Source organism: Streptomyces sp. NPDC055815 (assembly GCF_053616475.1).
Genome location: NZ_JBSHDU010000066.1, coordinates 1 through 25059 on the forward strand (window position 1 = coordinate 1; position 25059 = coordinate 25059).

Genomic DNA, 25059 nt, shown 5'->3' on the forward strand with positions numbered 1-25059 from the left:
GCCCGTGCCCGTCGCGGCGCCGGAGCCCCGGCCGGCGGGCGTGGCGGACCCGCGGCCGCCGGAGCTGCCGGAGCCGCGGCCCGAGGCCGGTGCGGCCGTGTCCGTACCACCGTTTCCGGCTCCGGAACCGGCCGGACGGCGACGACGGCGGCCACCGCCCGTGCCGGTACCGCCCGTCCCCGTCGCCTTGCGCGGCGGGGTCGGCTGCGGGACCTCGATGACGACCGGCACGCCCGAGGGCTCCCGGGCGCCGGTGAGCTCGGCGAGCTCCTCGTCGCTGGACCTGATCTGCGCCGTCCGGGGGCTGATGCCCGCGTTCGACATCAGCCGGCCCATGTCCCGCTTCTGCTCGGGCAGGACCAGGGTGAAGACGCTGCCGGACTCGCCGGCGCGGGCCGTGCGGCCACCCCGGTGCAGATAGTCCTTGTGGTCGATCGGCGGGTCGACGTTCACGACCATGTCGAGGTCGTCGACGTGGATGCCGCGGGCCGCCACGTTCGTCGCGACGAGCGTGGTGACCTGGCCCGTCTTGAACTGGTCCAGGGTCCGGTTGCGCTGCGGCTGCGAGCGGCCGCCGTGCAGCCCGGAGGCCCGGACGCCGTTGGCCAGGAGCCGCTTGACCAGCCGGTCCACGGACCGCTTGGTGTCCATGAAGAGGATCGTCCGGCCCTCGCGGGCCGCGATCCGCAGCGTGACCGCCTTCTTGTCCGTCTCGTCGAGCACGTAGAGCAGGTGGTGCTCCATCGTGGTCACCGCACCGGCCGAGGGGTCGACCGAGTGCACGACCGGGTCGTCCAGGAACATCTTGACCAGCCGGTCGATGTTCCGGTCCAGGGTCGCGGAGAACAGCAGCCGCTGCCCGCCCGGCTCGACCTGCTTGAGCAGCTTCGTGACCTGCGGCAGGAAGCCCATGTCGGCCATCTGGTCGGCCTCGTCGAGGACGGTGACGGCGACCTGGTCCAGGCGGCAGTCGCCCCGCTCGATGAGGTCGTGCAGCCGGCCGGGCGTGGCGATGAGGACCTCGGCGCCGCGCCGCAGGGACGAGGACTGCCGGGTGATCGACATGCCGCCGACGACCGTGGTGATCCGCAGCCGCAGCGCGGAGGCGTACGGGGTGAGGGCGTCGGTCACCTGCTGGGCGAGCTCGCGGGTCGGCACCAGGACCAGCGCGAGGGGCGCGGTCGGCTCGGCGCGGCGGCCGGCGGTGCGGGCGAGGAGCGCGAGCCCGAAGGCGAGGGTCTTGCCGGAGCCGGTGCGCCCCCGGCCGAGGACGTCACGCCCTGCGATCGAGTTCGGCAGGGTCGCGGCCTGGATCGGGAACGGCTCCGTCACACCCTGCTCGGTGAGCGTCCGCAGCAGCGCGGCCGGCATGTCCAGGTCCTCGAAGGAGGCCACGGGCGGCAGCGCGGGCGTCACCGTCTCCGGAGGAGTGAACTCCTGCGGCGGCGGGGGCGCGGCGGGACGACGGCCGCCGCGGGGGCCCTTCGGCTGGGACGTGGACTTCGCCTGGGCGGTGCGGGGGCCGCGCTTGTGGGGGCGTTCGGAGCGGGTCATTCGTGCCTTCCTGGCCGGTGCGCGGCACAGCCGGGGCCCGCACCTGCGCGATGCGGGCCCCGGCTGTTTCTACCCGGAACACGCGGTGCGGGCCCCGGCTGCTTCTCCCCGGAACACGCGATGCGGGCCCCGGCTGTTTCTACCCGGAACAATAGTGCGCCTCGGGAGCTTCCCGCCCCGGCCGCCCCCTCGGGCGCCCCTCGACGGCCCCCCGACCGCCCGGTTCGGCGTGCCGCCGTGAGCGGCGTCACAGCCGTCGGGTCAGTCTCTGCGTACGGCGACCCCGTCCAGGACCATCGACAGGTACTGGCGGGCGATCTCCTCCGGGCTGTGCCGGCCGCCCGGCCGGTACCAGGACGCGGCGACCCACACGGTGTCGCGGACGAACCGGTAGGTGAGCCGGACGTCGAGGTCGGCGCGGAAGACCCCGGCGGCGACGCCGCGCTCCAGGGTGCCGAGCCAGGCCTTCTCGAACTTGCGCTGCGAGTCGGCCAGATAGCCGAAGCGGGGCTGGTCGACGAGGTGCTGGGACTCCTTCTGGTAGATCGCGACGGCGGCGCGGTGCCGGTCGATCTCCCGGAAGGACTCGGTGACCAGGGCCTCGATGGTCTCGCGGGGGCCGAGCTCGGCGTCGAGCACGGCGTCGTACCCCTCCCACAGCTCGTTCAGGAAGGTGGAGAGGATCTCGTCGAGCATCGACTCCTTGGAGTCGAAGTGGTAGTAGAGGCTGCCGGCGAGCATCCCGGCGGCGTCCGCGATCTTGCGGACGGTGGTGGCGTTGTACCCCTGGGCGGCGAACACCTCGGCCGCCGTGTCGAGGAGTTCACGGCGCCGCTCGGGCCCGCCGCTCACCTGGGTCTTCTTCTTGCTTGCAGTGTTCGGCACGTGCCCATTGTGGTCCTCCGCGCGGGCGGCCGGTGAGGGGTCAGGTCTCCTCGCGGGGCGGACTGTCGTCGTTGCCGCGCCGGAGCGTCCTGGTCGGGCGGCCCGGCGCCCAGCTGCGGAGGACGATCTCCTCGCCGTCCACCCAGGTCCGCACGACCTCGGTCGGCTCCACCCGGAACAGGTGGAAGGGCTGCGGCTCGCCCGCCTCGGCCGCGTACCGGTTCGGCTCCTCCGGGTCGGTGACCTCGACCGCCCGCCCCGAGATCCGGACGTCCCCGCCGCCCATGTCGGTGCCGGCGCCCGGGTTGGCGAGCAGCGCGAACCGGGGGTCGCGGCGCAGGTCGAGCGCCTTGCGGGAGTTCGGCATCATGCCGAACCAGAGCTCCCCGCCGCGGAAGTCGGCCTCGATGCCGCTGAGCCGGGGCGAGCCGTCCTTGCGGAGGGTGGCGAGGGCGTGGTGGGTGTACTGCCCGAAGCGCTCCCGCACGATCGCGGCGAACTCGGGCTCCTCGGCCTCGAAGGCCGGCCAGGTGGTTCCGGTGTCTCCCATGACTGTGTCTCCCATGAGTCCAGGAAACACCGGATACCTGACAGCCACTGTCCGGATTACTCCGGACTCACCAGCGGGTTCAGGCGGCCGCCGCGAGCTCAGCGGGTTCAGGCGGTGGCGGCGCGCTCAGTGGGTTCAGGCGGTCGCCGCGCGCTCCGCCTTGCTGCGCTCCACGCAGAACTCGTTGCCCTCCGGGTCCTTCATGGTCGCCCAGCCGGTGCCGTCCGGGTTCCGGTGGTCCTCGAACAGCGTGGCGCCGAGGCCGAGCAGCCGCTCGACCTCCTCGTCACGCGTGCGGTCCTGCGGCTGGAGGTCGAGGTGGACGCGGTTCTTCCCCGCCTTCCCCTCCGGGACCCGGATGAAGAGGAGGTTCGCGCCGGGCGACTCGACGAGCGCCTCCGGGTCGCCGGGGAAGTCGTCGTCGGCGAGCTTCGCGTCGAGGGCGGCGGCCCAGAAGCTCCCCAGGGCGTAGGCGTCGGCGCAGTCGATGGTCACGTGTCGTACGAGAGAAGTCATGGGCGGCATGATCGCGCGCCCCGGCGACCGGGGGCCACCGATTTCCCCAACGATCAGTCCGTGGCGGCGAGTTGCCTGCCCTCCGTGACCGCCACGAGCGCGGCGAGCGAGGAGCGGGCGCCCTGGAGGTCCTGGATCCTCTCGTCGATGGCGTCGAGCTGGGCGACGAGCATCGGGCTGAGGCAGGGCTCGATCTCCGCCTCGCTGCCGCAGACGCAGTCGAGGACCTCGGCGATGACCCGGGTCGGCAGTCCGGCACCGAGGAGGGCGCGGATGCGGCGTACGACGGCGGGGGCGTCGGAGCCGTAGACTCGCTGGCCACCGGGGGTGCGCTCCGAGTCGAGGAGGCCCTGCTCCTCGTAGTAGCGGAGCAGCCGGACGCTCACCCCGGTCTCGCGCGCCAGCTCACCGATCTTCATGTGACCCCCCTCACATTCGCCCGTCCGCGCTTGAACCTCACATCCGTGTGAGCTCCTACGGTTCCGAGCATGACGAACGACATCAACTCCTCGGACCAGACGATATTCCAGCTCGGCGGCGACCTCCCGGTCCGGCGTGTCGGGTACGGCACGATGCGACTCGCCGACGGGCCCGGCGACCCGACCGGCCCCGAGGCCCGCATCTGGACGGGCCCGGCCGACCGGGCGGCGGCGGTGAAGCTGCTGCGCACGGCCGCCGAGGCGGGCGTGACCCTGTTCGACACGGCCGACGCGTACGCCCTGGGGGCCGGCGAGGAGCTGCTCGCCGAGGCGCTGCATCCGTACGGCGAGGGGGTCGCGGTGGCCACCAAGGTCGGTGTGGTGCGCCCCTCCCCCACCGAGTGGGTGCCGCTGGGCCACCCCGCCTATCTGCGCCAGCAGGCCGAACTGAGCCTGCGCCGGCTGCGGACGGAGCGGATCGACCTGCTGTACCTGCACCGCCTCGACGAGAACGTCCCGGTCGCCGAGCAGGTCGGCGCCCTGAAGCGGCTCCAGGAGGAGGGCAAGGTCCGGCACATCGGGCTCTCGGAGGTGACGGTCGAGCAGCTCACCGAGGCCGAGGCGACGGCGCCGATCGCGGCCGTGCAGAACCTCTACAACCTGGAGACCCGCGACCACGAGCGGGTCGTCGACCACACGGCCGGGCGCGGGATCGCCTTCGTCCCCTTCTTCCCGGTCGCCATGGGCGGGCACGCCGGCCCGGACGGACCGGTCGCCCGCGTGGCCCGCGAGATCGGCGCGACCCCGTCCCAGACGGCGCTGGCGTGGCTGCTGCACCGGGCCCCGCACATCCTCCCGATCCCCGGCACGTCCTCGGCGGCCCACCTCGTGGAGAACCTGGGCGCGCTCGACGTCACCCTCACCGAGGAGCAGTTCGCCCGCCTGGGAGCGGTTTCGGGTTCATGACCGGACGACTCCCTGGGCCCGGGCCGCGGCCAGCCAGGCGGGGAACTCGGCGACCAGCCGGTCGTACAGCTCCGCGTCGGGGATCCGGCTCGGGTCCTGGCCCGCGTGGAAGAAGCCGGCGTTGTCGAGGGGCCGCTTCGCCGGCACGTCCAGCTCGTCGAGCCGGCGCAGGAACTCGAACTGCCGGCTTCCGGGGTCGCCGAAGCCGATGAACTGCCAGAAGAGGGGCAGCCGGGCGGCCTTGCAGACGTACCGCTCGGCGGCGAGCTTGTTGATCGGCCCTCCGTCGGTCTGGAAGACGACGAGGGCGGGCGCGGTGGAGCCGCTGTCCAGGTAGTGGTCGATGACGGCGTCCATGGCGAGGTGGTAGCTCGTCTTGCCCATGTGGCCGAGCCCGGCGACGATCCGGTCGATCCGGCCGACGTGGTCGTCGAGCCGGATGTCGGTCTCGGCGTCGACGTCGGTGGAGAAGAAGACCACCGGCACCCGTCCGTCGTCGTCGAGGTGCGCGGAGAGCCCGAGGACCCGGTCGGCGAGGGCCTGCACGCTGCCGTTGGCGTAGTACGGCTTCATGGACCCCGAGTAGTCGACGACGAGGTAGACGGCGACCCGTTGTCCGCCGATCCCGTGCCGTGCGAGCGAGGCCCCGGCCTCCTTGTAGAGACTCACCAGGGCGGGCGCGGTCTCCTCGACCTTCCGCAGGCTCAGTGCCATCTACTGCTCCCCCTCCAGTTCCTCGATGTCCGCGAGCATGGCGTCGGCCAGGTCGCGTTCGGCTGTGTAGTACCGCTCGGCCCACATGAGGGTGAGCCGGGGGTACGCCCAGGCCTCGTCGGCCCCCGCGTCCGCCACGTCCGCCTCGGCGCGCCGCCGCATGCGCTCGGCGTACTCCCGGTGCGCGGCCAGGATCTCCCGCATCCGCTCGGGTTCGAGGAGGTGGCCGAGCCAGAGCCGCAGCATCGGCCCGTGCTTGAGGACGGGCGGGTCGAGGGGGGCCGTGCGGGCCCAGGTGCGGACGGCGTCGAGGCCCTCGCCGGTGATGCGGTAGACCCGTTTGTCGCGTGTGCCGGCCTCGGGGGCGACGAGCCGCGAGGTGGCGTAACCGCTGTTCTCCAGGCGTTTGAGCTCGCTGTAGATCTGGCTGAAGGAGGGGCTCCAGTAGAAGAGGCCGAGGGACCGGTCGGACCACTTCTTGATGTCGTACCCGGACAACTCCCGTCCGTGGGAAAGGAGTCCGAGCACGGCCCAGCTGGTCGCGGGAAGCTCTGGCACGCTCTCTCGGTCCACCACGGACGGCAGTCTACGGCCCTTCCCTCCCCTCCCTATGCCTGCTAGAAGTATTTCGATTAGGCATAGAGAGACACAGCGCAAGGCCTACCCCCGGGAGGAGCGCCCCGTGAAGTTCTCCATGATCTTCGAAGCACAGCTCGTCGACCCCACCCCCGCCCGCGAACACCAGGTCCTCCACGACTGCGTCGAACAGGCCGTCCTCGCCGAGGAGATGGGCTTCGACCGGATCTGGGCGGTCGAGCACCACTCCCTCGTCCAGTACGCCCACATGAGCGCGTCCGAGATCTTCCTGACCTGGGTCGCGGCCCGCACCCGGACCATCCGGGTCGGCCACGGCGTGGTCACCATGCCCTTCGGCTACCAGCACCCGGTCCGGGTCGCCGAACGCGCCGCCATGCTCGACGTCCTCTCCGGCGGCCGGGTCGACGTCGGCGCGGGCCGGGGCGCGACCCGTCAGGAGACCCGGATGTTCGGGGTGCGCCCGGAGGACACCCGCCCGCAGACCGAGGAGGCCCTGCGGATCTTCGCCTCGGCCTGGCGGGAGCCGGAGCTGGAGTGGCACGGCACGCTGGACATCGGCCCCGGCGCGGTCCTCCCCCGCCCCGTACAGACCCCGCATCCGCCGCTCTTCATGGCCTGCTCGCAGCACGAGTCCCTCCGGCAGGCGGCCGAACTGGGCATCGGCGCCCTGGTGATGGGCTTCGCGGGCGCGGAGGACGTCCGGGCGATGCGCGCGGTGTACGACGAGGCCCTCGCCTCCCGGGACGGCTCCCGGTTCGTCTCCACGGAGGTCAACGACCACTTCTCCGCCCTGTGCCCGACGATCGTCCTGGACGACCCGGCCCGCGCGCTCCGGCTCGGCACCCGGGGCCAGCGCTTCTTCGCGGAGTCGATCGCCCACTGGTACGGCGGCGCCCCGGCCCCCACGGGCTACGCGGAGGACGAGGACCACACCGGGGCGCTGGACGAGCAGCGCCAGAAGCTGATCGCCCGCCTGCACGAGGCGGACATCCCCGCCCGTCCGGTCGACACGGGCACGTACAACACCGACCACGCCTACGGGGACGCCGCCACGGCGATCGCCTACGTCGAGCGGCTCCGCGAGATCGGCGTGGACGAGGTGATGTGCCTGATCCAGATGGGCACGGTGCCGCAGGAGGTCTGCCTGGAGACGATCCGGCAGTGGGGCGAGCGGGTGATCCCGCGGTTCCGCTGAGAACGCACCACAGCGCCCCCAGGGCGTCCGGTCGGGGACATTCAGGGGGCGCTGTGCTCAGTTCCGTACGTCGTTGTACGGGACGTTCAGAGGTGATCCGGCCGGATCAGACCGTCAGGGCGCGGTCCGTCGGGCGGATCGGGGCCGGCAGGGAGCTGGCGCCGGTCAGGTAGCGGTCGACGCCGCGGGCGGCCGAGCGGCCCTCGGCGATGGCCCAGACGATGAGGGACTGGCCGCGGCCGGCGTCACCGGCGACGAACACGCCGTCGACGTTGGTGGCGAAGTCCGCGTCACGGGCGATGTTGCCCCGCTCGTCCAGGTCCAGACCGAACTGCGCGACCAGGCCGTTCTCGACGTCCGTGCCGGTGAAGCCCATGGCCAGGGTGACGAGCTGGGCGGGGATCTTCCGCTCCGTGCCCGGCTTCTGGGTCAGCTTGCCGTCGACGAACTCGACCTCGACGAGGTGGAGGAACTGGACGTTGCCGTCCTCGTCGCCCTCGAAGTGGGTGGTGGAGACGGAGTAGACCCGCTCGCCGCCCTCCTCGTGCGCCGAGGTGACCTTGTAGAGCATGGGGAAGGTCGGCCAGGGCTGGCCGGCGTTCCGCTCGTCGCCCGGCTTCGGCATGATCTCCAGCTGCGTGACCGAGGCCGCGCCCTGGCGGTGTGCCGTACCGACGCAGTCCGCGCCGGTGTCGCCGCCGCCGATGACGACGACGTGCTTGCCCTCGGCGGTGATCGGCGGGGCCACGAAGTCGCCCTCGACGACCTTGTTGGCGAGCGGCAGGTACTCCATCGCCTGGTGGATGCCGTTCAGCTCCCGGCCCGGGACGGGCAGGTCGCGGGCGGTGGTGGCGCCGGCGGCGATGACCACGGCGTCGAACCGCTTGCGCAGGTCCGTCGACGTCAGGTCGCGGCCGATCTCGATGCCCGTGCGGAACTTGGTGCCCTCCGCGCGCATCTGCTCGATGCGGCGGTTGATGTGCCGCTTCTCCATCTTGAACTCGGGGATGCCGTAGCGCAGCAGGCCGCCGATGCGGTCGGCGCGCTCGTACACGACCACGGTGTGGCCGGCCCGGGTGAGCTGCTGGGCGGCGGCCAGACCCGCCGGGCCCGAGCCGATGACGGCGGCGGTCTTGCCGGACAGGCGCTCGGGCACCTGCGGCTTCACGTCGTTCGCGTCCCAGGCCTTGTCGATGATGGAGACTTCGACGTTCTTGATGGTGACGGCCGGCTGGTTGATGCCGAGCACGCACGCGGCCTCGCACGGAGCCGGGCACAGGCGGCCGGTGAACTCCGGGAAGTTGTTGGTGGCGTGCAGCCGCTCCGACGCCGCCGACCAGTCCTCGCGGTAGGCGTAGTCGTTCCACTCGGGGATCAGGTTCCCGAGGGGGCAGCCGTTGTGGCAGAACGGGATGCCGCAGTCCATGCAGCGGCCGGCCTGCTTGCTGATGATCGGGAGCAGGGAGCCGGGGACGTAGACCTCGTTCCAGTCCCTGACGCGCTCGCCCACCGGTCGGGTCTGGGCGACTTCGCGCCCGGTGGTCAGGAAGCCCTTGGGGTCAGCCATGGGACGCAGCCTCCATCATCTTCTCGGTGGTCTCGGTCTCGGAGAGACCGGCGAGCTCAGCGGCGTCCTTGGCGGCGAGCACTGCCTTGTACGTGGCGGGGATGATCTTGCTGAACCGGGCCGCCGCGGCGTCCCAGTCGGCGAGGAGCTTCTCGGCGACCGTGGAGCCGGTCTCCTCGAAGTGGCGGCGCACGACGTCGTGCAGCCAGGTCTTGTCGGTGTCCGACAGGGCCTCGATCGCCTCCAGGTTCCCGGAGTTGACGTTGTCCCGGTCGAGGTCGATCACGTAGGCGACACCGCCCGACATGCCGGCCGCGAAGTTGCGGCCGGTCTCGCCGAGGACGACCGCCGTGCCACCGGTCATGTACTCGCAGCCGTGGTCGCCCACGCCCTCCGAGACGACCAGGGCGCCGGAGTTGCGGACGCAGAAGCGCTCGCCGGTGCGGCCGCGGAGGAACAGCTCGCCGCCGGTGGCGCCGTAGCCGATCGTGTTGCCCGCGATGGTGGAGTACTCGGCCAGGTGGTCGGCGCCCCGGTCGGGGCGGACGATCACCCGGCCGCCGGAGAGGCCCTTGCCGACGTAGTCGTTGGCGTCGCCCTCCAGGCGGAGCGTGACACCGGCCGGCAGGAAGGCGCCGAAGGACTGGCCCGCGGAGCCGGTGAAGGTGATGTCGATGGTGTCGGCCGGGAGGCCGGCGCCGCCGAACTTCTTCGTCACCTGGTGGCCGAGCATGGTGCCGACCGTGCGGTTGATGTTGCGGATGGCGACCTGGGCGCGGACCGGCTGGGCCTCCTCGGCGGAGGCGGCACCCAGGGCCTCGGCGGCGAGCTGGATCAGCTCGTTGTCGAGGGCCTTCTCCAGGCCGTGGTCCTGCTCGACCCGGGCGTGGCGGACCGCGCCCTCGGGCAGCTCGGGCACGTAGAAGAGCGGCTCCAGGTCGAGACCCTGCGCCTTCCAGTGCGTGACCGCGCGGCTGGTGTCGAGCAGCTCGGCGTGGCCGACGGCCTCCTCGATCGAGCGGAAGCCCAGCTCGGCGAGGAGCTCGCGGACCTCCTCGGCGATGAACTCGAAGAAGTTGACGACGAACTCGGGCTTGCCGGAGAAGCGGTCGCGCAGGACCGGGTTCTGGGTGGCGATGCCGACCGGGCAGGTGTCCAGGTGGCAGACGCGCATCATGACGCAGCCGGAGACGACGAGCGGCGCGGTCGCGAAACCGAACTCCTCGGCGCCGAGGAGCGCGGCGATGATGACGTCGCGGCCGGTCTTCAGCTGGCCGTCGGTCTGGACGACGATCCGGTCGCGCAGGCCGTTGAGCAGCAGGGTCTGCTGGGTCTCGGCGAGACCGAGCTCCCAGGGGCCGCCCGCGTGCTTCAGGGAGGTCAGCGGGGAGGCGCCCGTACCGCCGTCGTGGCCGGAGATGAGGACGACGTCCGCGTGGGCCTTGGAGACACCGGCGGCGACCGTGCCGACGCCGACCTCGGAGACCAGCTTCACGTGGATGCGGGCGACCGGGTTGGCGTTCTTGAGGTCGTGGATCAGCTGAGCCAGGTCCTCGATGGAGTAGATGTCGTGGTGCGGCGGCGGCGAGATGAGGCCGACGCCGGGCGTCGAGTGACGCGTCTTGGCGACCCACGGGTAGACCTTGTGGCCGGGCAGCTGGCCGCCCTCGCCGGGCTTGGCGCCCTGGGCCATCTTGATCTGGATGTCGTCGGCGTTGACCAGGTACTCGCTGGTGACGCCGAAGCGGCCGGAGGCGACCTGCTTGATCGCGGAGCGGCGCGCCGGGTCGTACAGGCGCTCCGGGTCCTCGCCGCCCTCACCGGTGTTGGACTTGGCGCCCAGCTGGTTCATGGCGACGGCGAGCGTCTCGTGCGCCTCGCGGGAGATGGAGCCGTACGACATGGCGCCGGTGGAGAAGCGCTTGACGATCTCGGAGACCGGCTCGACCTCGTCGATGGAGATCGGGGTACGGCCTTCGGTGGCGAAGCCGAACAGGCCGCGGAGCGTCATGAGGCGCTCGGACTGCTCGTTCACCCGGTCCGTGTACTTCTTGAAGATGTCGTACCGCTTGGTGCGCGTGGCGTGCTGCAGGCGGAAGACGGTCTCCGGGTCGAACAGGTGCGGCTCGCCCTCGCGGCGCCACTGGTACTCACCGCCGATCTCCAGGGCGCGGTGCGCCGAGGGGACGCCGGAGGCGGGGTACGCCTTGGCGTGGCGGGCGGCGACCTCCTTGGCGACGACGTCGAGACCGGCGCCGCCGATCTTGGTGGCCGTGCCGTTGAAGTACGTGGCGACGAAGGTCTCGTCGAGGCCGACGGCCTCGAAGACCTGGGCGCCGCGGTAGGAGGCGACGGTGGAGATGCCCATCTTGGACATGACCTTGAGGACGCCCTTGCCGAGCGCGTAGATCAGGTTCCGGATGGCCTGCTCGGGCTCCAGGCCCTCGATGAAGGTGCCGGCGCGGACCAGGTCCTCGACGGACTCCATCGCCAGGTACGGGTTGACCGCCGCGGCGCCGTAGCCGATGAGCAGGGCGACGTGGTGGACCTCGCGGACGTCGCCGGCCTCGACGAGCAGACCCACCTTGGTGCGCTGCTTGGTGCGGATGAGGTGGTGGTGGACGGCCGCGGTGAGCAGCAGCGAGGGGATCGGCGCGTGCTCGGCGTCGGAGTGCCGGTCGGAGAGCACGATCAGGCGGGCGCCGCCCTCGATGGCGGTGTCGGCCTCGGCGCAGATGGCCTCGATGCGGGCGGCGAGGGCGTCGCCGCCGCCGGAGACCCGGTAGAGGCCGGAGAGCGTCGCGGCCTTCATGCCGGGCATGTCGCCGTCGGCGTTGATGTGGATGAGCTTGGCCAGCTCGTCGTTGTCGATCACCGGGAACGGCAGGGTGACGCTGCGACACGACACGGCGGTCGGCTCGAGCAGGTTGCCCTGCGGGCCGAGCGAGGACCGGAGGGAGGTGACGAGCTCCTCGCGGATCGCGTCGAGCGGCGGGTTGGTGACCTGCGCGAAGAGCTGCGTGAAGTAGTCGAACAGCAGCCGCGGGCGGGCGGACAGGGCCGCGATCGGCGAGTCCGTACCCATGGAGCCGAGCGGCTCGCCGCCGGTGCGGGCCATCGGCGCGAGGATGACGCGGAGCTCTTCCTCGGTGTAGCCGAAGGTCTGCTGGCGCCGGGTGACCGAGGCGTGGGTGTGCACGATGTGCTCGCGCTCGGGGAGGTCGGAGAGCTCGATCTCGCCGGTCTCCAGCCACTCCGCGTAGGGGTGCTCGGCGGCGAGGGCGGCCTTGATCTCGTCGTCCTCGACGATGCGGTGCTCGGCGGTGTCGACGAGGAACATCTTGCCGGGCTGGAGGCGGCCCTTGCGGACGACCTTGGCGGGGTCGATGTCGAGGACGCCGACCTCGGAGGAGAGGACGACGAGGCCCTCGTCGGTGACCCAGTAGCGGCCGGGGCGCAGACCGTTGCGGTCGAGGACCGCGCCGACCTGGACGCCGTCGGTGAAGGTGACGCAGGCCGGGCCGTCCCAGGGCTCCATCATCGTGGAGTGGTACTGGTAGAAGGCGCGGCGGGCCGGGTCCATGGTCTCGTGGTTCTCCCACGCCTCCGGGACCATCATCAGGACCGCGTGCGGCAGGGAGCGGCCGCCGAGGTGGAGGAGCTCCAGGACCTCGTCGAAGGAGGCCGAGTCGGAGGCGTCCGGGGTGCAGATCGGGAAGATCCGCTCCAGGGAGCCCTCACCGAAGACGGTGGAGTCGAGCTGCGCCTCGCGGGCGGTCATCCAGTTCCGGTTGCCCTTGACGGTGTTGATCTCACCGTTGTGGGCGACGAAGCGGTACGGGTGGGCCAGCGGCCAGCTCGGGAAGGTGTTGGTGGAGAACCGGGAGTGGACCAGGGCCACGGCGGTGGCGCAGCGGCGGTCCGACAGGTCCGGGAAGAAGGGTTCCAGCTGGCCGGTGGTCAGCATGCCCTTGTAGACGATCGTGCGGGCGGAGAGCGACGGGAAGTACGTCGCGGCCTCGCGCTCGGCGCGCTTGCGCAGGACGAAGGCCTTGCGGTCGAGGGCGATGCCCGTGGCCGCGCCGTCGGCGTCCTTCACGAAGAGCTGGCGGAAGACCGGCATGGTGGCGCGGGCGGAGGCGCCGAGCAGCTCGGGGGCGACGGGGACCTCGCGCCAGCCGAGGACGGTGAGGCCCTCTTCGGCGGCGAACGTCTCGATCTTCGCGGCGGTCTCGTCGGTGCCGTCCTCGGGGAGGAAGGCGATGCCGACGGCGTACGCGCCGGCCTCGGGGAGCTCGAATCCGGCGACCTCGCGGAGGAAGGCGTCCGGGACCTGGAGCAGGATGCCGGCGCCGTCACCGGAGTCGGGCTCGGAGCCGGTGGCGCCGCGGTGCTCGAGGTTGCGCAGTACGGTCAGCGCCTGCTCGACCAGCGCGTGGCTGGCTACACCGGTGAGGGTGGCCACGAACCCGACACCGCAGGCGTCGTGTTCGTTACGGGGGTCGTACATCCCCTGCTGAGCGGGGCGACCGTCCATGGGCGACCAGGCGTCGGAACGCATCGGCTCTCCCGTCGTCGTCGTGGCATATGGAGCTGCCGAGGGACGACGTTGGCCCTCCGCGAAATTTCGTGCAGGTTACATGATGGCTGGCTTCTCGCGAAGTGGATAGCTCATTCCAGCATGCGGACACCGCCGATACGGAGCGGTGGTGGTGGTTCACCTGTGGGGTGCGGCGACAGAGGCTGTCCCGCGGGGGACGGATCGAAGGGTCCGGAGATTGTTTCGGGTCTCCGGCGACCCGCCACTGGGGGTGGGCTTCATTGCCCGGTGGCGCTCAGGCCTCTTTCCCGTTGGTCACGGGTTCGAAACCGCCGAGTAACCGGCTACTTATGTGGCGTCCTGCATAGTGTCTCATCGCCCCGGCCGATCGGGCCAGGGATATACGTCACAGCCGATCCGCACCATACGCCCCGGAAAGGTGTCACGAAAAGACCGAGAGGCCCCTTTCGAGGGCCTCTCGGTCTTCTGTCGTGGTACGGAATCCGCACCGGTCCCCCAGGACTACAACGCGGCCCCGAAGAGCATGCCGAGCCCGTACGTCACGGCCGCCGCGGCACCACCCAGGACGAGCTGGCGCATGCCGCTGAAGAGCCAGCCGCGGGCGGTCACCCGGGCCACCAGGGCGCCGCAGGCGAAGAGCCCGAGGAGCGCGAGCAGCACGGCGGGCCAGAGCGCGGTCGCGCCGAGCAGGTACGGCAGGACGGGCAGGAGCGCGCCGAGCGCGAAGGAGCCGAAGGACGAGACGGCGGCGACCGTCGGCGACGGGAGGTCGTCCGGGTCGATGCCGAGCTCCTCGCGGGCGTGGATCTCCAGGGCCTGCTCGGGATCCTTCGACAGCTGCATCGCGACCTCGCGGGCGAGCGCGGGCTCGACGCCCCGGGAGACGTAGAGCGCGGCGAGCTCCTCCATCTCGTCGATCGGGTGCTTGCGCAACTGGCGGCGCTCGACGTCCAGTTCCGCCTGGACGAGCTCGCGCTGCGAGGCGACGGAGGTGTACTCGCCGGCCGCCATGGAGAAGGCACCGGCGGCGAGGCCCGCGAGGCCGGTGATGACGATGGTCTGCGAGGAGACCGCGCCACCGGCGACACCGGTCATCAGGGCGAGGTTGGAGACGAGTCCGTCCATCGCGCCGAACACCGCCGGGCGCAGCCAACCGCCGTTCACGTCACGGTGCGTGTGGTTGTCGCGGTGGGCCTCGTGCAGTGGCGCCTGAGCTTCGATGATGGACATGGTTCTCCCCTCGTACCGGCGGGCCGGGATGCACCCGCCGCCCCCAACACCCTCGAAAATACGCCCGATGTAAGGGGCTCGCCAGCAAGGCAGGCCGTACTTACTAAGGCCCGCCTCACTGAGGCACACCACATCTGGCGGGATGTCAGGCGGGTGACAGAGACGTTTCTTCGGCGAGTTCGCGGCCCGTGGTGGCACAGATCCAGGCAACGGGGCGCCGCTCTCGGCGCCTCCACCGAAGGAAGGGGCGCGAGATGGTGAACAGCACGGCCTGCGACACGCGTGAACGGGCGAGAGGGGCACTCCTCGGCCTCGCCGTCGGCGACGCGCTCGGCGCGCCCGCCGAGAACATGCGGCCCTCCGAGATCCGCCGCCGCTGGGGCCGCATCGAGGGCTTCGTGACGGACAGCCCGGCGGGCACCGACGACACGGAGTACGCCATCTTCTCGGCGCTGCTCCTCGCCCGGCACGGCTCGGCCCTCACCGTCCACCACGTCGAACGGGCCTGGCACCACTGGATCGCCGACCTCGACGAAGGCCCCTTCCGCGGCGCGGGCTTCTCCGAGCGCGGCACCCTGGAGAACCTCCGCCGGGGCCTCGCCGCCCCCATCTCGGCCCAGCACCGCCACGCGTGGAGCGACGGCCTCGCGATGCGCGCGGCACCCTTCGGCGTGTTCGCGGCGGGCCGCCCGGCGGAAGCGGCCCGCCTGGTCGCGATCGACGGCAGCGTCAGCCACGACGGCGAGGGCATCTACGGCGGCCAGGCGGTGGCGGCGGGAGTGGCCGCGGCGATGACGGGAGCGACGGTCACCTCGGTCATCGCGGCCGCGCTCTCGGTCGTCCCCATGGACTCCTGGACGGCCCGCTCGCTGCGCCGCGCGGTCGTCGCGGCCCAACGGGTCCAACCCGACCCGCTCACCCGCGAACGCCAGGTCCGCTCGGCGGTCGTCATCGGCGGCTACCCGTGGACGGACCTCGCCCCGGAGGCGGTGGGCCTGGCCTTCGGCGCCTTCGCGGCGGCCCGCGGCGACTTCCGTACGGCGGTCCTGACGGCGGTCAACATGGGCCGCGACGCCGACACGACGGCGGCGGTGGCGGGCGCCCTGGCGGGCGCGGCGGGCGGCGTGGACGCGATCCCGTCCGACTGGGCCTCGGCCATCGCCCCGGTGACCGGCAGCTGCCTCCCGTCGATGCGCGGCTACCACGTCCTGGACGTAGCAGACCTCCTGACCCCGGAGGAGGCAGCATGAGCGCGGATACTTCTGTGGGGGAGGCGGCAGAGGCGGACAGCATCGCCACCACCGCTGTGGGCAATCGTTCCGCAGGGCGAGGGGGGTCCCCCCTGGTCGAGCGAAGCCGAGAGCTTGGGGGAGGGTGGGCACAGACCCCGATGCCGGGCACCGCCCTGGCGACCGATGCTCTGCGGGACCGCGCCCTGGTGCGGGGAACCGGGACGTGGGGCGGCGGCGCCCAGCAGGCCCCACACCCCGAGGCCCCCCGCAGGCCCGGCCGCGACGCAGTCGAGGGCCTCCTCCTCGGGCTCGCCGCAGGCGACGCCGCAGGATGGCCCGCCGCAAGGCACCGCGCCGCCCGCATGCCCGAATGGACCCGCCGCCTCACCCGCGAACTCGACACCTTCGCCGAGCAGAACGCGACGACCACCCTCCCCGTCCCCATCGCCCTCAACCAGCCCCCGGAGCCCCTCCGCCTCGGCCCCTCCGACGACGCCGAGTGGGCGGTCTTCACCGCCGAGGCGATCCTCACGGCCGACGGCCCGGTGTTCGCCGCCCTCCCCCCGGACCGCCGTCTCCGCGCCGCCGTCGACCTCGCCTGGAACGCCCTCGCCGGCCAGGTCGCCGCCGCCGCCGACCGCGCCCCCGAGGTCGAGTCGGCCGTACTCCCCCTGCGCGCCCGGATCTCGGTCCGCGCGGGCCTGGGCAATCTCGCCACCGGTCTGCGCCCGCCCGCCACGGGCCACGACAACCCGCACTTCTTCGACGACGCCGCCTGCGTCCGCGCCGCGGTCCTCGCCGTCGTCCACCCCGGCGACCCGACCGCGGCCGCCGAACTCGCCGAGTTCGACGCGCGGTACACGCAGGACGGCGACGGAGTCCACGGCGCCCGTGCGACGGCGGCGGCCGTCGCCGCGGCCCTCGGCGGGGCGACGGTCGACGAGGCCGTCGAGGCGGCGCTCGCCGAACTCCCGCCCGTCACCGAGATCGGCCGCAACGCCCGGCACGCCGTGAAGCTCGCCCAGGCCGCCGACTCCGCCTTCGAACTGGTCCCGCTCCTGGAGCACCAGATCGTGGACCACGTCTACAGCTACGGCATCGCCGCCGCCGAGACCGTCCCGGTCGCCCTGGCCCTCGCCACCGCCGCCCGGGGCGAGATGACGGCCGCGGTACCGGCCGCCGCCTGCCTCTCCCGGGTCGCCGACTCGGCCCCGGCGCTCGCGGGCGCGCTCACCGGGGCGCTGGGCGGCGGCCGTTCGGTCCCGGCGAGCTGGCGCGAGGCGTGCAGGACGCTCGCGGGCTGCGCGCTGCCCCGCCTGGCGGGGACGGACCTGGTGGAACTCGCCGGGCTGCTCGGAGCCACGGAACCGGCCGCCCCAGGTGGACAATTCCGACATGACACCCACACTGGATGTGCCCATCCTGGATGACCGGATCACCGGCAGTCTCCTCGGAGCCGCCGTCGGCGACGCCCTCGGCGGCCCCGTCGAGGGCTACACCCCCGAACAGATCCTGGAACGCCACGGCGGCCGCGTCACCGGGATCGTCGGCCCCTGGAACGGCGGCGACTGGCGCACCGCCCGGCCCATCGCGCCGTACCACAAGGGCGACGGGCACGTCACCGACGACACCTTGATGACCCACGCGCTGATCCGGGTGTACGAGAAGGTCCGCGGCCACCTCGACGCGTACGCGGTCGCGGACCACCTCGTCCCCGAACTCACGGGCTCCCCCGTCTGGATCCCGGAGCTGGAGGCCGAGGCGCTCCCCCTCCAGCGGATCTTCCTCGCCGAGAAGTGGATCGTGACCCGGCTCCACTACGGCCATGTGGACCCCCGGGAGGCGGGCACCGGCAACATCGTCAACTGCGGGGCCGCGATGTACATGGCGCCGGTCGGCCTGGTCAACGCCGCCCACCCGGCCGCCGCCTACGCCGAGGCGATCGACCTGACGGGCGCGCACCAGTCCTCGTACGGCCGGGAGGCGGCGGGGGTCTTCGCGGCGGCGGTCGCGGCGGCCTGCGCGCCGGGCGCGACGCCGGAGTCGGTGGTGGCGGCGGCCCTGTCCCTGGCGAAGGACGGAACGTACGCGGCGATCAAGGCGGTCACCGAAGTGGCGGCCGGACACCGGGACTTCGAGTCCGCCCTCGTCCCGCTGCGCAGGGCGGTGGCCCCCTTCGACTCGGTCGGCCCCGACTACCGGGCCCCCTCCCTCGGCGCCCGCCGCCCCTCCCGGCTGCACGCGATCGAGGAACTCCCCATCGCCCTCGGCATGCTCCTGGTCGGGGAGGGCGACTACCGCCGTACGGTGCTTGGCGCGGTCAACTACGGCCGGGACTGCGACTCGATCGCCACGATGGCGGGCGCGATCGTGGGCGCGCTGCACGGCGAGTCCGCGGTCCCTCCGGAGTGGGCGAAGCAGGTGGCGGAGGCGAGCCGCCTGGACCTGCACGCCCCGGCGCGAACGCTGGCGGACGTGACCCAGGAGATCTTCACGAAGGACGTGGAAGCCCGCCGGTCCCACGAGTCGGCCTTCGCGACGCTGACGAGCGCGGACCGATGACCCTCCGCGTGACCTGGGTCCAACCGGAGGACCTGGTGGGCCACGAACTCCGCCAGGCGTCGGAGGACGGCCGCGAGACCGGTGCCCTGGCGGCCCGCTGGACGGCGGCGGGCGGCCCCCCGGCCCCGACGTCGGCCGGCGCGTCACCGGTCCCCCGCCCGGACCTCCGCCCCCTGGCGGAAGAACTCCTGGACGCCCTGACGTCCCTCCCGTCCCCCCTGTCACCCCACGAGCCCACGCCCCTACCCGCGATCCAGGCCCTGACGACAGCCCCCCGTGTGGGCAATCGTCCCGCAGGGCGGGACGGGTGGGCACACGGGACGGCGCCCTCCGCGGCGCCTCCGCCTTCCGCGCCTGGACCCGCACCAGCGGTGACGGTGCACAAGGGTGCGGGTCAGGACCCGGAAGCCTCTGGCGCCGGCAAGGGCGCCGCTCCGTTGTGCCCACCCGTTCCGCCCCTTGCGGAACGCCTGCCCACAACGGGGTGGGACACCGGCCTCCAGGACCGGCTGCACGCCGCCTGGCTCGGGCGGGCCGTCGGGTGTCTGCTCGGGAAGCCCGTCGAGAAGCTCCCCCTACAAGCCATCCGCACCCTCGCCCGCGCCGCCGGCAACTGGCCCCTCACCACCTGGTTCACCGCCCGCGGCGTCCCGCCCGAGCTGCTCGCCGCGCACCCGTGGAACCGCCGTTCCGCCGCCACCTCCCTCGCCGAGAACATCGACGGCATGCCCGAGGACGACGACCTCAACTACCCCCTCCTCAACCTGCTGCTCCTCCAGCGGTACGGCCGCGACTTCACCACCGCCGACGTCGCCCGCCTCTGGCTCGACGAGCTCCCCGCCGGCCGCACCTTCACGGCCGAGCGCGTCGCCTACCGCAACCTCCTCGACGGCGTCGAACCCCCGCTGACCGCCCTCCGCCGCAACCCCTTCCGCGAGTGGATCGGCGCCCAGATCCGGGCCGACGTCCACGGCTGGACCCACCCCGGCGACCCGGTGGCCGCCGCGGCGCAGGCCCACCGGGACGCGGTGCTCACGCACACCGCCAACGGCGTCTACGGCGCCATGTTCGTCGCCGCCACCCTCGCCACCGCCGCGACCGGGACGGCGGACGTCCATCGGTCCCTCGCCGCCGGTCTCGCCGTGATCCCGCCGCGCTCGCGGCTCGCGGAGGCCGTCCGGCGGGGCATCGCGTACGCCGGCGCGGAGCCCGACTTCGACAGGGTCGTCGACCGCCTGCACGCCGAACTCGGCGGGTACCACTGGGTGCATGCCGTCCCCAACGCCGCCCTGCTCGCCGCCGCCCTCACCCACGCCGACGGCGACTTCTCCCGCTCCGTCTGCGCGGCGGTCTCGGGCGGCTGGGACACCGACTCCAACGGCGCGACGGCCGGATCGGTCGCCGGGCTGCTGGCCGGGCACCCGGACCGGCTGCCCGAGCGCTGGACCGCCCCGCTCAAGAACCGTCTGGCGACCTCGGTGCCGTCCTTCGACGGCATCGGCTTCGACACCCTGGCCGAACTGACACACACGGAGGCAGTACGCCCATGACCAGCATCGTCGTGCTCGGCAGCACGAACATGGACCTCGTCACCTATGTGCCACGGGCCCCCGCCCTCGGTGAGACGGTCACCGGCCGCTCCTTCCGTACGATCCCCGGCGGCAAGGGCGCCAACCAGGCCGTCGCCGCCGCCCGCGCGGGCGCCGAGGTGGCGATGATCGGCGCGGTCGGCGCGGACGACTTCGGGGCGCGGCTCCGCGCCACCCTGGAGCACTGCGCGGTGGACACCGATCTGCTGCGCACCGCCGAGGGCTCATCCGGAACCGCCCATGTCGTGGTCGACGACGAGGGCGGCAACGCGATCGTCGTCGTCCCCGGCGCCAACGGCACCGTCACCTCCCTCACCCACGGCGACGAGGCCCTCATCGGTACCGCCGACGCCCTGCTCCTCCAGCTCGAACTCCCCCTGTCCGTCGTCGTCGAGGGCGCCGTCACCGCCCGTCGGCTCGGCGTCCGCACCGTGCTGACCCCCGCCCCCGCGCAGCCCCTCCCGCCGGAACTCCTCGCCGCCACCGACCTGTTGGTGCCCAACGAGCACGAGGCCGCCGCGCTCACCGGGCTCACCGACCCGCGCGAAGCCGCGCAGGCCCTGCTGCGGGACGTCCCGGAGGTGGTCGTCACGCTCGGCGCGGCCGGCAGCCTGTACGCGGTGCGCGGCGCGGAACCGGTCGCCGTGCCCGCGCCCCGGGTCCGGGCCGTGGACACCACGGGGGCCGGCGACACCTTCGTCGGCGCCCTCGCGGTCGCCCTCGGCGAGGGGCGTCCCGCCCCGGAGGCCCTCGCCTGGGCGCAGACGGCCGCCGCGCTCTCCGTCCAGCGCGAGGGGGCGTCGACCTCGATGCCGTACCGCGTCGAGATCGAGGCCGCGTTCCTCTCCCCCCACACCCTGGAGGCCGACGCCGTATGACCACCGAGAAGCCCACAGGGCCCCTGCAGGGGCTGCGCGTCCTGGATCTCGCGACCCTCTTCGCCGGCCCGCTCGCCGCCATGATGCTGGGCGACTTCGGCGCCGACGTCGTCAAGGTCGAGCATCCCCGCAAGCCGGACCCGTCGCGTGGCCACGGCCCCGCCAAGGACGGCATCGGCCTGTGGTGGAAGGTCCTCGGCCGGAACAAGCGGGCGATCACCCTCGACCTGTCCTCGCCGGGCGGCCGCGACACCCTGCTCGCGCTCGCCGCCGAGGCGGACGTCGTCGTGGAGAACTTCCGCCCCGGCACCCTGGAACGCTGGGGTCTGGGCTGGGAGGAGCTCTCCACCGTCAACCCGCGTCTGGTGCTCGCCCGGGTCACCGGCTTCGGCCAGTTCGGCCCGTACGCCCACCGCCCCGGCTTCGGCACGCTCGCCGAGGCGATGAGCGGCTTCGCCGCGATCACCGGCGAGCCGGACGGCCCGCCGACCCTGCCGCCCTTCGGCCTCGCCGACTCGATCGCCGCCCTCGCCACGGCGTACGCGGTGATGACCGCGCTCACCGCGAGGACGGCGACCGGCCGCGGCCAGGTCGTCGACATGGCGATCATCGAACCGATGCTCTCCGTCATCGGACCCCACCCCCTCTGGTACGACCAGCTCGGTTACGTCCAGCCCAGGACCGGCAACCGCTCCCGCAACAACGCCCCGCGCAACACCTACCGGACCTCCGACGGCTCCTGGGTCGCCGTCTCCACCTCCGCCCAGTCGATCGCCGAGCGGGTGCTGCGGCTCGTCGGCCGCCCGGAGCTGATCGACGAGCCGTGGTTCGCCGACGGCACGGGCCGGGCCGCGCACGCGGACGTCCTCGACGAGGCGGTCGGCTCGTGGATCGCCCGCCGCACCCGCGACGAGGCGATGGCGGCCTTCGAGAAGGCGGAGGCGGCCATCGCCCCCGTCTACGACGTCCGGGACGTCGTCGCCGATCCCCAGTTCCAGGCGCTCCGCACCGTGACCGAGGTGCAGGATCCCGAACTCGGTCCGATCAAGATGCAGAACGTCCTCTTCCGCCTCTCCGAGACCCCGGGCGCGATCCGCTGGTCCGGCCGGCCGCACGGCGCCGACACCACCGCCGTCCTCTCCGAACTCGGCCTCACCCCCGCCGAGATCGACGCCCTCCGCGAGCAGGGCGCGGTATGAGCCCCCGCACCCCCCTCACCTGGCTGTACGCACCGGGCGACCGCCCCGAGGTCGTCCGCAAGGCCCTGTCCTCCGGAGCCGACGTCGTGATCGTCGATCTGGAGGACGCGGTCGCCCCGCACCGCAAGGCGTACGCCCTCGACGCCACGGTCGATCTCCTCGCGGACGTCCATCCCGTCCCGGTCCACGTCCGCGTCCACACGCCGCTCGACATCCCCACCCTGGCCCCCCTCCCCGGCCTCCGCGGTCTCCGTGTACCCAAGGTGACACACGCCACTGACATCCACCGGATCGCGGACCTCGCCCCGGGCCTCCCCCTCTATCCGCTCCTGGAGAACGCCCTCGCCGTGGAGCAGGCGTACGCCATCGCCACCGCCCATCCCGCCGTCCGCGGCATCGCCCTAGGCGAGGCCGACCTCCGCGCCGACCTGGGGGTACGGGAGGACAGCGCGCTCGACTGGCCGCGCGGCCGCGTGGTGGTCGCGGCCCGCGCGGCCGCCCTCCCGCCGCCGGCCCAGTCCGTCCATCCGGACGTCGCCGACCTGGACGCGCTGGCCGCCGGCTGCGCCCGGGGCCGGGCCATGGGCTTCCTCGGCCGGGCGGCGATCCACCCGCGCCAGCTCCCGGTCATCGAGCGCGCCTACCTCCCGACCCCGGAGGAGGTCGATGCGGCCCGTGAGGTCGTCGAGGCGGCCGCGGCCGAGCGGGGCGCCCTCGCGCTCCCGGACGGGCGCTTCGTCGACGCGGCGGTGGTGGAGGGCGCCCACCGGGTCCTCGCGCTCGCGGCGCGCGCGGTGTGACACAGAAGAAAGCGGGTGACACAGAAGGCGGGCGACACAGAAAAGGGCCGCCGGGACCTGATCGGTCCCGACGGCCCACCGGCCAGGAAGGTCAGCTCTTGGCGGCCGATCCGGCGCCGTTCCCAGACTTCTCGGTCTTCTCGGACTTCTCGGTGTCGGAATCCTCCGGTTCCACGGAGGAGTCCTCGTCCGGAGCGGCGTCCTTCGGCTCGGCGTCCTTCGGCTCGCCCTCCTCGCCACCGTCCACGGCGCTCTCGGTCTTCTCGGCCTTCTCGGCCTTCCGAGGCTCCACGATCTCCTCGCGGCCCGGCCGGACACGCGCCGAGACCACCATGTAGACCACGGCGAGCAGACCCACGATGATCGCGGTCCACACGTTGAGCCGCAGGCCGAGGATGTGGTGCGCCTCGTCGACGCGCAGGGCCTCCGTCCACACGCGGCCCGAGCAGTAGGCGGCGACGTACAGCGCGAAGGCGCGGCCGTGGCCGAGCTTGAAGCGGCGGTCGGCCCAGATGACCAGGAAGCCGACGGCGACGTTCCACAGGGACTCGTACAGGAAGGTCGGGTGGTACAGGCCCGCCTCGCGGTTGGGGCCCTCGGTGATCTTCAGCGCCCACGGCACGTCGGTCGGCTTGCCGTACAGCTCCTGGTTGAACCAGTTGCCCCAGCGGCCGATGGCCTGGGCGAAGGCGATGCCGGGGGCGATGACGTCCGCGTACACGGGGAGGGAGATCCCGCGCCGACGGCAGCCGATCCAGGCGCCCACCGCGCCGAGCGCGATGGCGCCCCAGATACCGAGGCCGCCCTCCCAGATCTTGAAGGCGTCGACCCAGTTCTCACCCTCGCTGAAGTACAGCTGGTAGTCGGTGATCACGTGGTAGAGGCGGCCGCCGACGAGGCCGAAGGGCACCGCCCAGACGGCGATGTCGGCGACGGTGCCGGCGGTGCCGCCCCGGGCGATCCAGCGCTTGTTGCCGAGCCAGACGGCGACGAAGACACCGATGATGATGCAGAAGGCATAGCCGCGCAGCGGGATCGGTCCGAGGTGGATCACGCCGGTCGACGGGCTGGGAATGTAGGCAAGGTCCATGGCAGGACCGACGCTACCTTGCCGGGCGGGCGGGACGGCAGCCCACCCGGCAACTTCTGGATAACCAATCCTGTGACTAGCCCGCCGACGGGGAGGCCGTGCCCGGCTTCTTGCCCTTGTTGGCCTCGGCGACCCACTTCTTCAGGTTCTCCGGGGAGATCTGCTCGTTCCCCTTGGTCGGGAAGATCGATTCTCCGTTGAGGAGGACGGACGGGGTGCCGCGGAAGCCGCCGTTCTGGAAGGCCTCGTTCGACTTCTTCACCCAGCTGTCGTGCGTTCCGTCGTTCACACAGCTGCGGAAGGCGGGCGTGTCGAGGCCCGGCACCTTCGCCGCGAGCTCGATCAGCTTGGCGTTCTTGCCGTAGGCGTCGTCCGTCTCCGGCGGCTGGTTGATGTAGAGCGTGTCGTGGTACGCGGTGAACTTCCCCGCGTCCTGGGCGCACGCGGCCGCGTTCGCCGCGCGCAGCGAGCCGCTGCCGCCCATGTTCCCGTCGATGAGGGTGGCGAGGTGGTACTCGGCCTTGACCGCGCCGGAGGCCTCGAGCTCGTGGATGGAGTCCCGCATCACGTTCTCGAACTGGGCGCACGCCGGGCAGCGGAAGTCCTCCCAGATCGCGAGCGTCGACGGGGCGTCCGCCTTGCCCGTGGGGATGGCCGGCTTGGCGTCCTCGTCGGTCGCCCCGGTCGGCGCGACCACCGGGCCGGCCTTGTCGGATCCACTGTCCTTGTCGCCGCCGGCGGCGATCACGCCGACGACCGCGGCCAGGCCGAGGACACCGACCACCGCCGCCGACACGATCAGGACGCGCCGCTGCTTCTCGCGGGCCTTGTCGCGCTCGCGCTGCTCCTTGAGCCGCTCCCGGGCACTGTGCGGACCGTTCCGCTTGTTCTCGCTCACGCCCCTGGCAACGAACCGGGGAGGCACATCCGCGCCTCCCCGGTCCCAGATCCACCC

At 72.6% G+C, this 25059-nt stretch carries 21 protein-coding genes; 9 read left to right on the forward strand and 12 right to left on the reverse strand.

The genetic code is table 11. From position 1 onward, the window contains the following. From ACWGN5_RS31630 to ACWGN5_RS31650, 5 genes are all read right to left on the reverse strand, one after another. The coding region (locus tag ACWGN5_RS31630) for a DEAD/DEAH box helicase (RefSeq protein ID WP_453521574.1) at positions 1-1554 on the reverse strand (1554 nt) is incomplete at its 3' end. 261 nt (positions 1555-1815) lie between these two features. After that, complete coding sequence (locus ACWGN5_RS31635; RefSeq protein ID WP_453521576.1) at positions 1816-2439, reverse strand: TetR/AcrR family transcriptional regulator; 624 nt, start codon at positions 2437-2439, stop codon at positions 1816-1818. 40 nt (positions 2440-2479) lie between these two features. Continuing rightward, positions 2480-2989, reverse strand: coding sequence for a pyridoxamine 5'-phosphate oxidase family protein (locus tag ACWGN5_RS31640; protein ID WP_453521579.1), 510 nt, complete (start codon positions 2987-2989; stop codon positions 2480-2482). A gap of 135 nt (positions 2990-3124) precedes the next feature. Further along, positions 3125-3505, reverse strand: a complete 381-nt coding sequence (locus ACWGN5_RS31645) for a VOC family protein (RefSeq protein WP_453521581.1) — start codon at positions 3503-3505, stop codon at positions 3125-3127. A gap of 53 nt (positions 3506-3558) precedes the next feature. Next, positions 3559-3924, reverse strand: a complete 366-nt coding sequence (locus tag ACWGN5_RS31650) for a MerR family transcriptional regulator (RefSeq protein ID WP_453521583.1) — start codon at positions 3922-3924, stop codon at positions 3559-3561. Positions 3925-3993: 69 nt separating this feature from the next. On the opposite strand from ACWGN5_RS31650, the gene ACWGN5_RS31655 reads away from it, so the two are divergent. Continuing rightward, on the forward strand, positions 3994-4890 hold the full coding sequence (locus ACWGN5_RS31655; RefSeq protein ID WP_453521585.1) for an aldo/keto reductase: 897 nt from the start codon (positions 3994-3996) through the stop codon (positions 4888-4890). Here ACWGN5_RS31655 and ACWGN5_RS31660 read toward each other — a convergent pair. Both ACWGN5_RS31660 and ACWGN5_RS31665 read right to left on the reverse strand, forming a co-directional pair. Further along, on the reverse strand, positions 4885-5604 hold the full coding sequence (locus tag ACWGN5_RS31660) for a VWA domain-containing protein (protein ID WP_453521587.1): 720 nt from the start codon (positions 5602-5604) through the stop codon (positions 4885-4887). The genes ACWGN5_RS31655 and ACWGN5_RS31660 overlap by 6 nt on opposite strands. Continuing rightward, positions 5605-6180: a PadR family transcriptional regulator gene (locus tag ACWGN5_RS31665; protein WP_453521590.1), complete on the reverse strand. Its 576-nt coding sequence runs from the start codon at positions 6178-6180 to the stop codon at positions 5605-5607. It lies immediately after the preceding gene. 106 nt (positions 6181-6286) lie between these two features. On the opposite strand from ACWGN5_RS31665, the gene ACWGN5_RS31670 reads away from it, so the two are divergent. Next, positions 6287-7396, forward strand: coding sequence for an LLM class flavin-dependent oxidoreductase (locus ACWGN5_RS31670; protein WP_453521592.1), 1110 nt, complete (start codon positions 6287-6289; stop codon positions 7394-7396). 106 nt (positions 7397-7502) lie between these two features. On the opposite strand, the gene ACWGN5_RS31675 is transcribed toward ACWGN5_RS31670, so the two are convergent. The 3 genes from ACWGN5_RS31675 to ACWGN5_RS31685 form a co-directional block, all read right to left on the reverse strand. Then, positions 7503-8963 (reverse strand): glutamate synthase subunit beta, encoded by a 1461-nt coding sequence (locus ACWGN5_RS31675; protein WP_453521594.1) that lies wholly within the window; start codon positions 8961-8963, stop codon positions 7503-7505. Beyond that, positions 8956-13524, reverse strand: a complete 4569-nt coding sequence (gene gltB, locus ACWGN5_RS31680) for a glutamate synthase large subunit (protein ID WP_453521596.1) — start codon at positions 13522-13524, stop codon at positions 8956-8958. The genes ACWGN5_RS31675 and gltB overlap by 8 nt, the downstream gene beginning before the upstream one ends. A 501-nt stretch (positions 13525-14025) precedes the next feature. Further along, on the reverse strand, positions 14026-14754 hold the full coding sequence (locus tag ACWGN5_RS31685; RefSeq protein WP_453521598.1) for a VIT1/CCC1 transporter family protein: 729 nt from the start codon (positions 14752-14754) through the stop codon (positions 14026-14028). Positions 14755-15008: 254 nt separating this feature from the next. Between ACWGN5_RS31685 and ACWGN5_RS31690 the strand changes: the two genes are divergently transcribed. The 7 genes from ACWGN5_RS31690 to ACWGN5_RS31720 all read left to right on the forward strand — a co-directional run bounded on the left by ACWGN5_RS31690 (position 15009) and on the right by ACWGN5_RS31720 (position 23014). Beyond that, positions 15009-16004 carry an ADP-ribosylglycohydrolase family protein gene (locus tag ACWGN5_RS31690; RefSeq protein ID WP_453521600.1) on the forward strand — a complete coding sequence of 332 codons (996 nt, stop codon included), beginning with the start codon at positions 15009-15011 and terminating at the stop codon, positions 16002-16004. A 140-nt stretch (positions 16005-16144) separates the two neighbouring features. Next, complete coding sequence (locus ACWGN5_RS31695) at positions 16145-17416, forward strand: ADP-ribosylglycohydrolase family protein (RefSeq protein WP_453521603.1); 1272 nt, start codon at positions 16145-16147, stop codon at positions 17414-17416. Further along, on the forward strand, positions 17382-18548 hold the full coding sequence (locus ACWGN5_RS31700; RefSeq protein WP_453521606.1) for an ADP-ribosylglycohydrolase family protein: 1167 nt from the start codon (positions 17382-17384) through the stop codon (positions 18546-18548). The genes ACWGN5_RS31695 and ACWGN5_RS31700 overlap by 35 nt, the downstream gene beginning before the upstream one ends. Beyond that, positions 18545-20098: an ADP-ribosylglycohydrolase family protein gene (locus ACWGN5_RS31705; RefSeq protein WP_453521608.1), complete on the forward strand. Its 1554-nt coding sequence runs from the start codon at positions 18545-18547 to the stop codon at positions 20096-20098. The genes ACWGN5_RS31700 and ACWGN5_RS31705 overlap by 4 nt, the downstream gene beginning before the upstream one ends. Then, positions 20095-21015 (forward strand): ribokinase, encoded by a 921-nt coding sequence (gene rbsK, locus ACWGN5_RS31710; protein ID WP_453521610.1) that lies wholly within the window; start codon positions 20095-20097, stop codon positions 21013-21015. Before ACWGN5_RS31705 ends, rbsK begins: the two co-directional genes overlap by 4 nt. After that, positions 21012-22214 (forward strand): CaiB/BaiF CoA transferase family protein, encoded by a 1203-nt coding sequence (locus ACWGN5_RS31715; protein WP_453521613.1) that lies wholly within the window; start codon positions 21012-21014, stop codon positions 22212-22214. Before rbsK ends, ACWGN5_RS31715 begins: the two co-directional genes overlap by 4 nt. Beyond that, positions 22211-23014: an HpcH/HpaI aldolase/citrate lyase family protein gene (locus ACWGN5_RS31720; protein WP_453521615.1), complete on the forward strand. Its 804-nt coding sequence runs from the start codon at positions 22211-22213 to the stop codon at positions 23012-23014. The genes ACWGN5_RS31715 and ACWGN5_RS31720 overlap by 4 nt, the downstream gene beginning before the upstream one ends. 91 nt (positions 23015-23105) lie before the next feature. On the opposite strand, the gene lgt is transcribed toward ACWGN5_RS31720, so the two are convergent. Together lgt and ACWGN5_RS31730 are read right to left on the reverse strand one after the other, a co-directional pair. Next, positions 23106-24104, reverse strand: a complete 999-nt coding sequence (gene lgt / locus ACWGN5_RS31725) for a prolipoprotein diacylglyceryl transferase (RefSeq protein ID WP_453521617.1) — start codon at positions 24102-24104, stop codon at positions 23106-23108. 76 nt (positions 24105-24180) lie between these two features. Then, complete coding sequence (locus ACWGN5_RS31730) at positions 24181-25002, reverse strand: DsbA family protein (RefSeq protein ID WP_453521618.1); 822 nt, start codon at positions 25000-25002, stop codon at positions 24181-24183. Positions 25003-25059 lie beyond the last annotated feature (57 nt).

Excerpts from the sequence above, each read along its gene's own strand:
- lgt (WP_453521617.1), bottom strand. The coding sequence starts at position 24,104 with ATGGACCTTGCCTACATTCCCAGCCCGTCGACCGGCGTGATCCACCTC.
- ACWGN5_RS31700 (WP_453521606.1), top strand. The coding sequence starts at position 17,382 with ATGACACCCACACTGGATGTGCCCATCCTGGATGACCGGATCACCGGC.
- ACWGN5_RS31705 (WP_453521608.1), top strand. The coding sequence starts at position 18,545 with ATGACCCTCCGCGTGACCTGGGTCCAACCGGAGGACCTGGTGGGCCAC.
- ACWGN5_RS31695 (WP_453521603.1), top strand. The coding sequence starts at position 16,145 with ATGCCGGGCACCGCCCTGGCGACCGATGCTCTGCGGGACCGCGCCCTG.
- ACWGN5_RS31715 (WP_453521613.1), top strand. The coding sequence starts at position 21,012 with ATGACCACCGAGAAGCCCACAGGGCCCCTGCAGGGGCTGCGCGTCCTG.
- ACWGN5_RS31675 (WP_453521594.1), bottom strand. The coding sequence starts at position 8,963 with ATGGCTGACCCCAAGGGCTTCCTGACCACCGGGCGCGAAGTCGCCCAG.
- ACWGN5_RS31690 (WP_453521600.1), top strand. The coding sequence starts at position 15,009 with ATGGTGAACAGCACGGCCTGCGACACGCGTGAACGGGCGAGAGGGGCA.
- ACWGN5_RS31655 (WP_453521585.1), top strand. The coding sequence starts at position 3,994 with ATGACGAACGACATCAACTCCTCGGACCAGACGATATTCCAGCTCGGC.
- ACWGN5_RS31660 (WP_453521587.1), bottom strand. The coding sequence starts at position 5,604 with ATGGCACTGAGCCTGCGGAAGGTCGAGGAGACCGCGCCCGCCCTGGTG.
- ACWGN5_RS31720 (WP_453521615.1), top strand. The coding sequence starts at position 22,211 with ATGAGCCCCCGCACCCCCCTCACCTGGCTGTACGCACCGGGCGACCGC.
- ACWGN5_RS31640 (WP_453521579.1), bottom strand. The coding sequence starts at position 2,989 with ATGGGAGACACCGGAACCACCTGGCCGGCCTTCGAGGCCGAGGAGCCC.
- rbsK (WP_453521610.1), top strand. The coding sequence starts at position 20,095 with ATGACCAGCATCGTCGTGCTCGGCAGCACGAACATGGACCTCGTCACC.
- ACWGN5_RS31685 (WP_453521598.1), bottom strand. The coding sequence starts at position 14,754 with ATGTCCATCATCGAAGCTCAGGCGCCACTGCACGAGGCCCACCGCGAC.
- ACWGN5_RS31645 (WP_453521581.1), bottom strand. The coding sequence starts at position 3,505 with ATGACTTCTCTCGTACGACACGTGACCATCGACTGCGCCGACGCCTAC.
- ACWGN5_RS31650 (WP_453521583.1), bottom strand. The coding sequence starts at position 3,924 with ATGAAGATCGGTGAGCTGGCGCGCGAGACCGGGGTGAGCGTCCGGCTG.
- gltB (WP_453521596.1), bottom strand. The coding sequence starts at position 13,524 with ATGCGTTCCGACGCCTGGTCGCCCATGGACGGTCGCCCCGCTCAGCAG.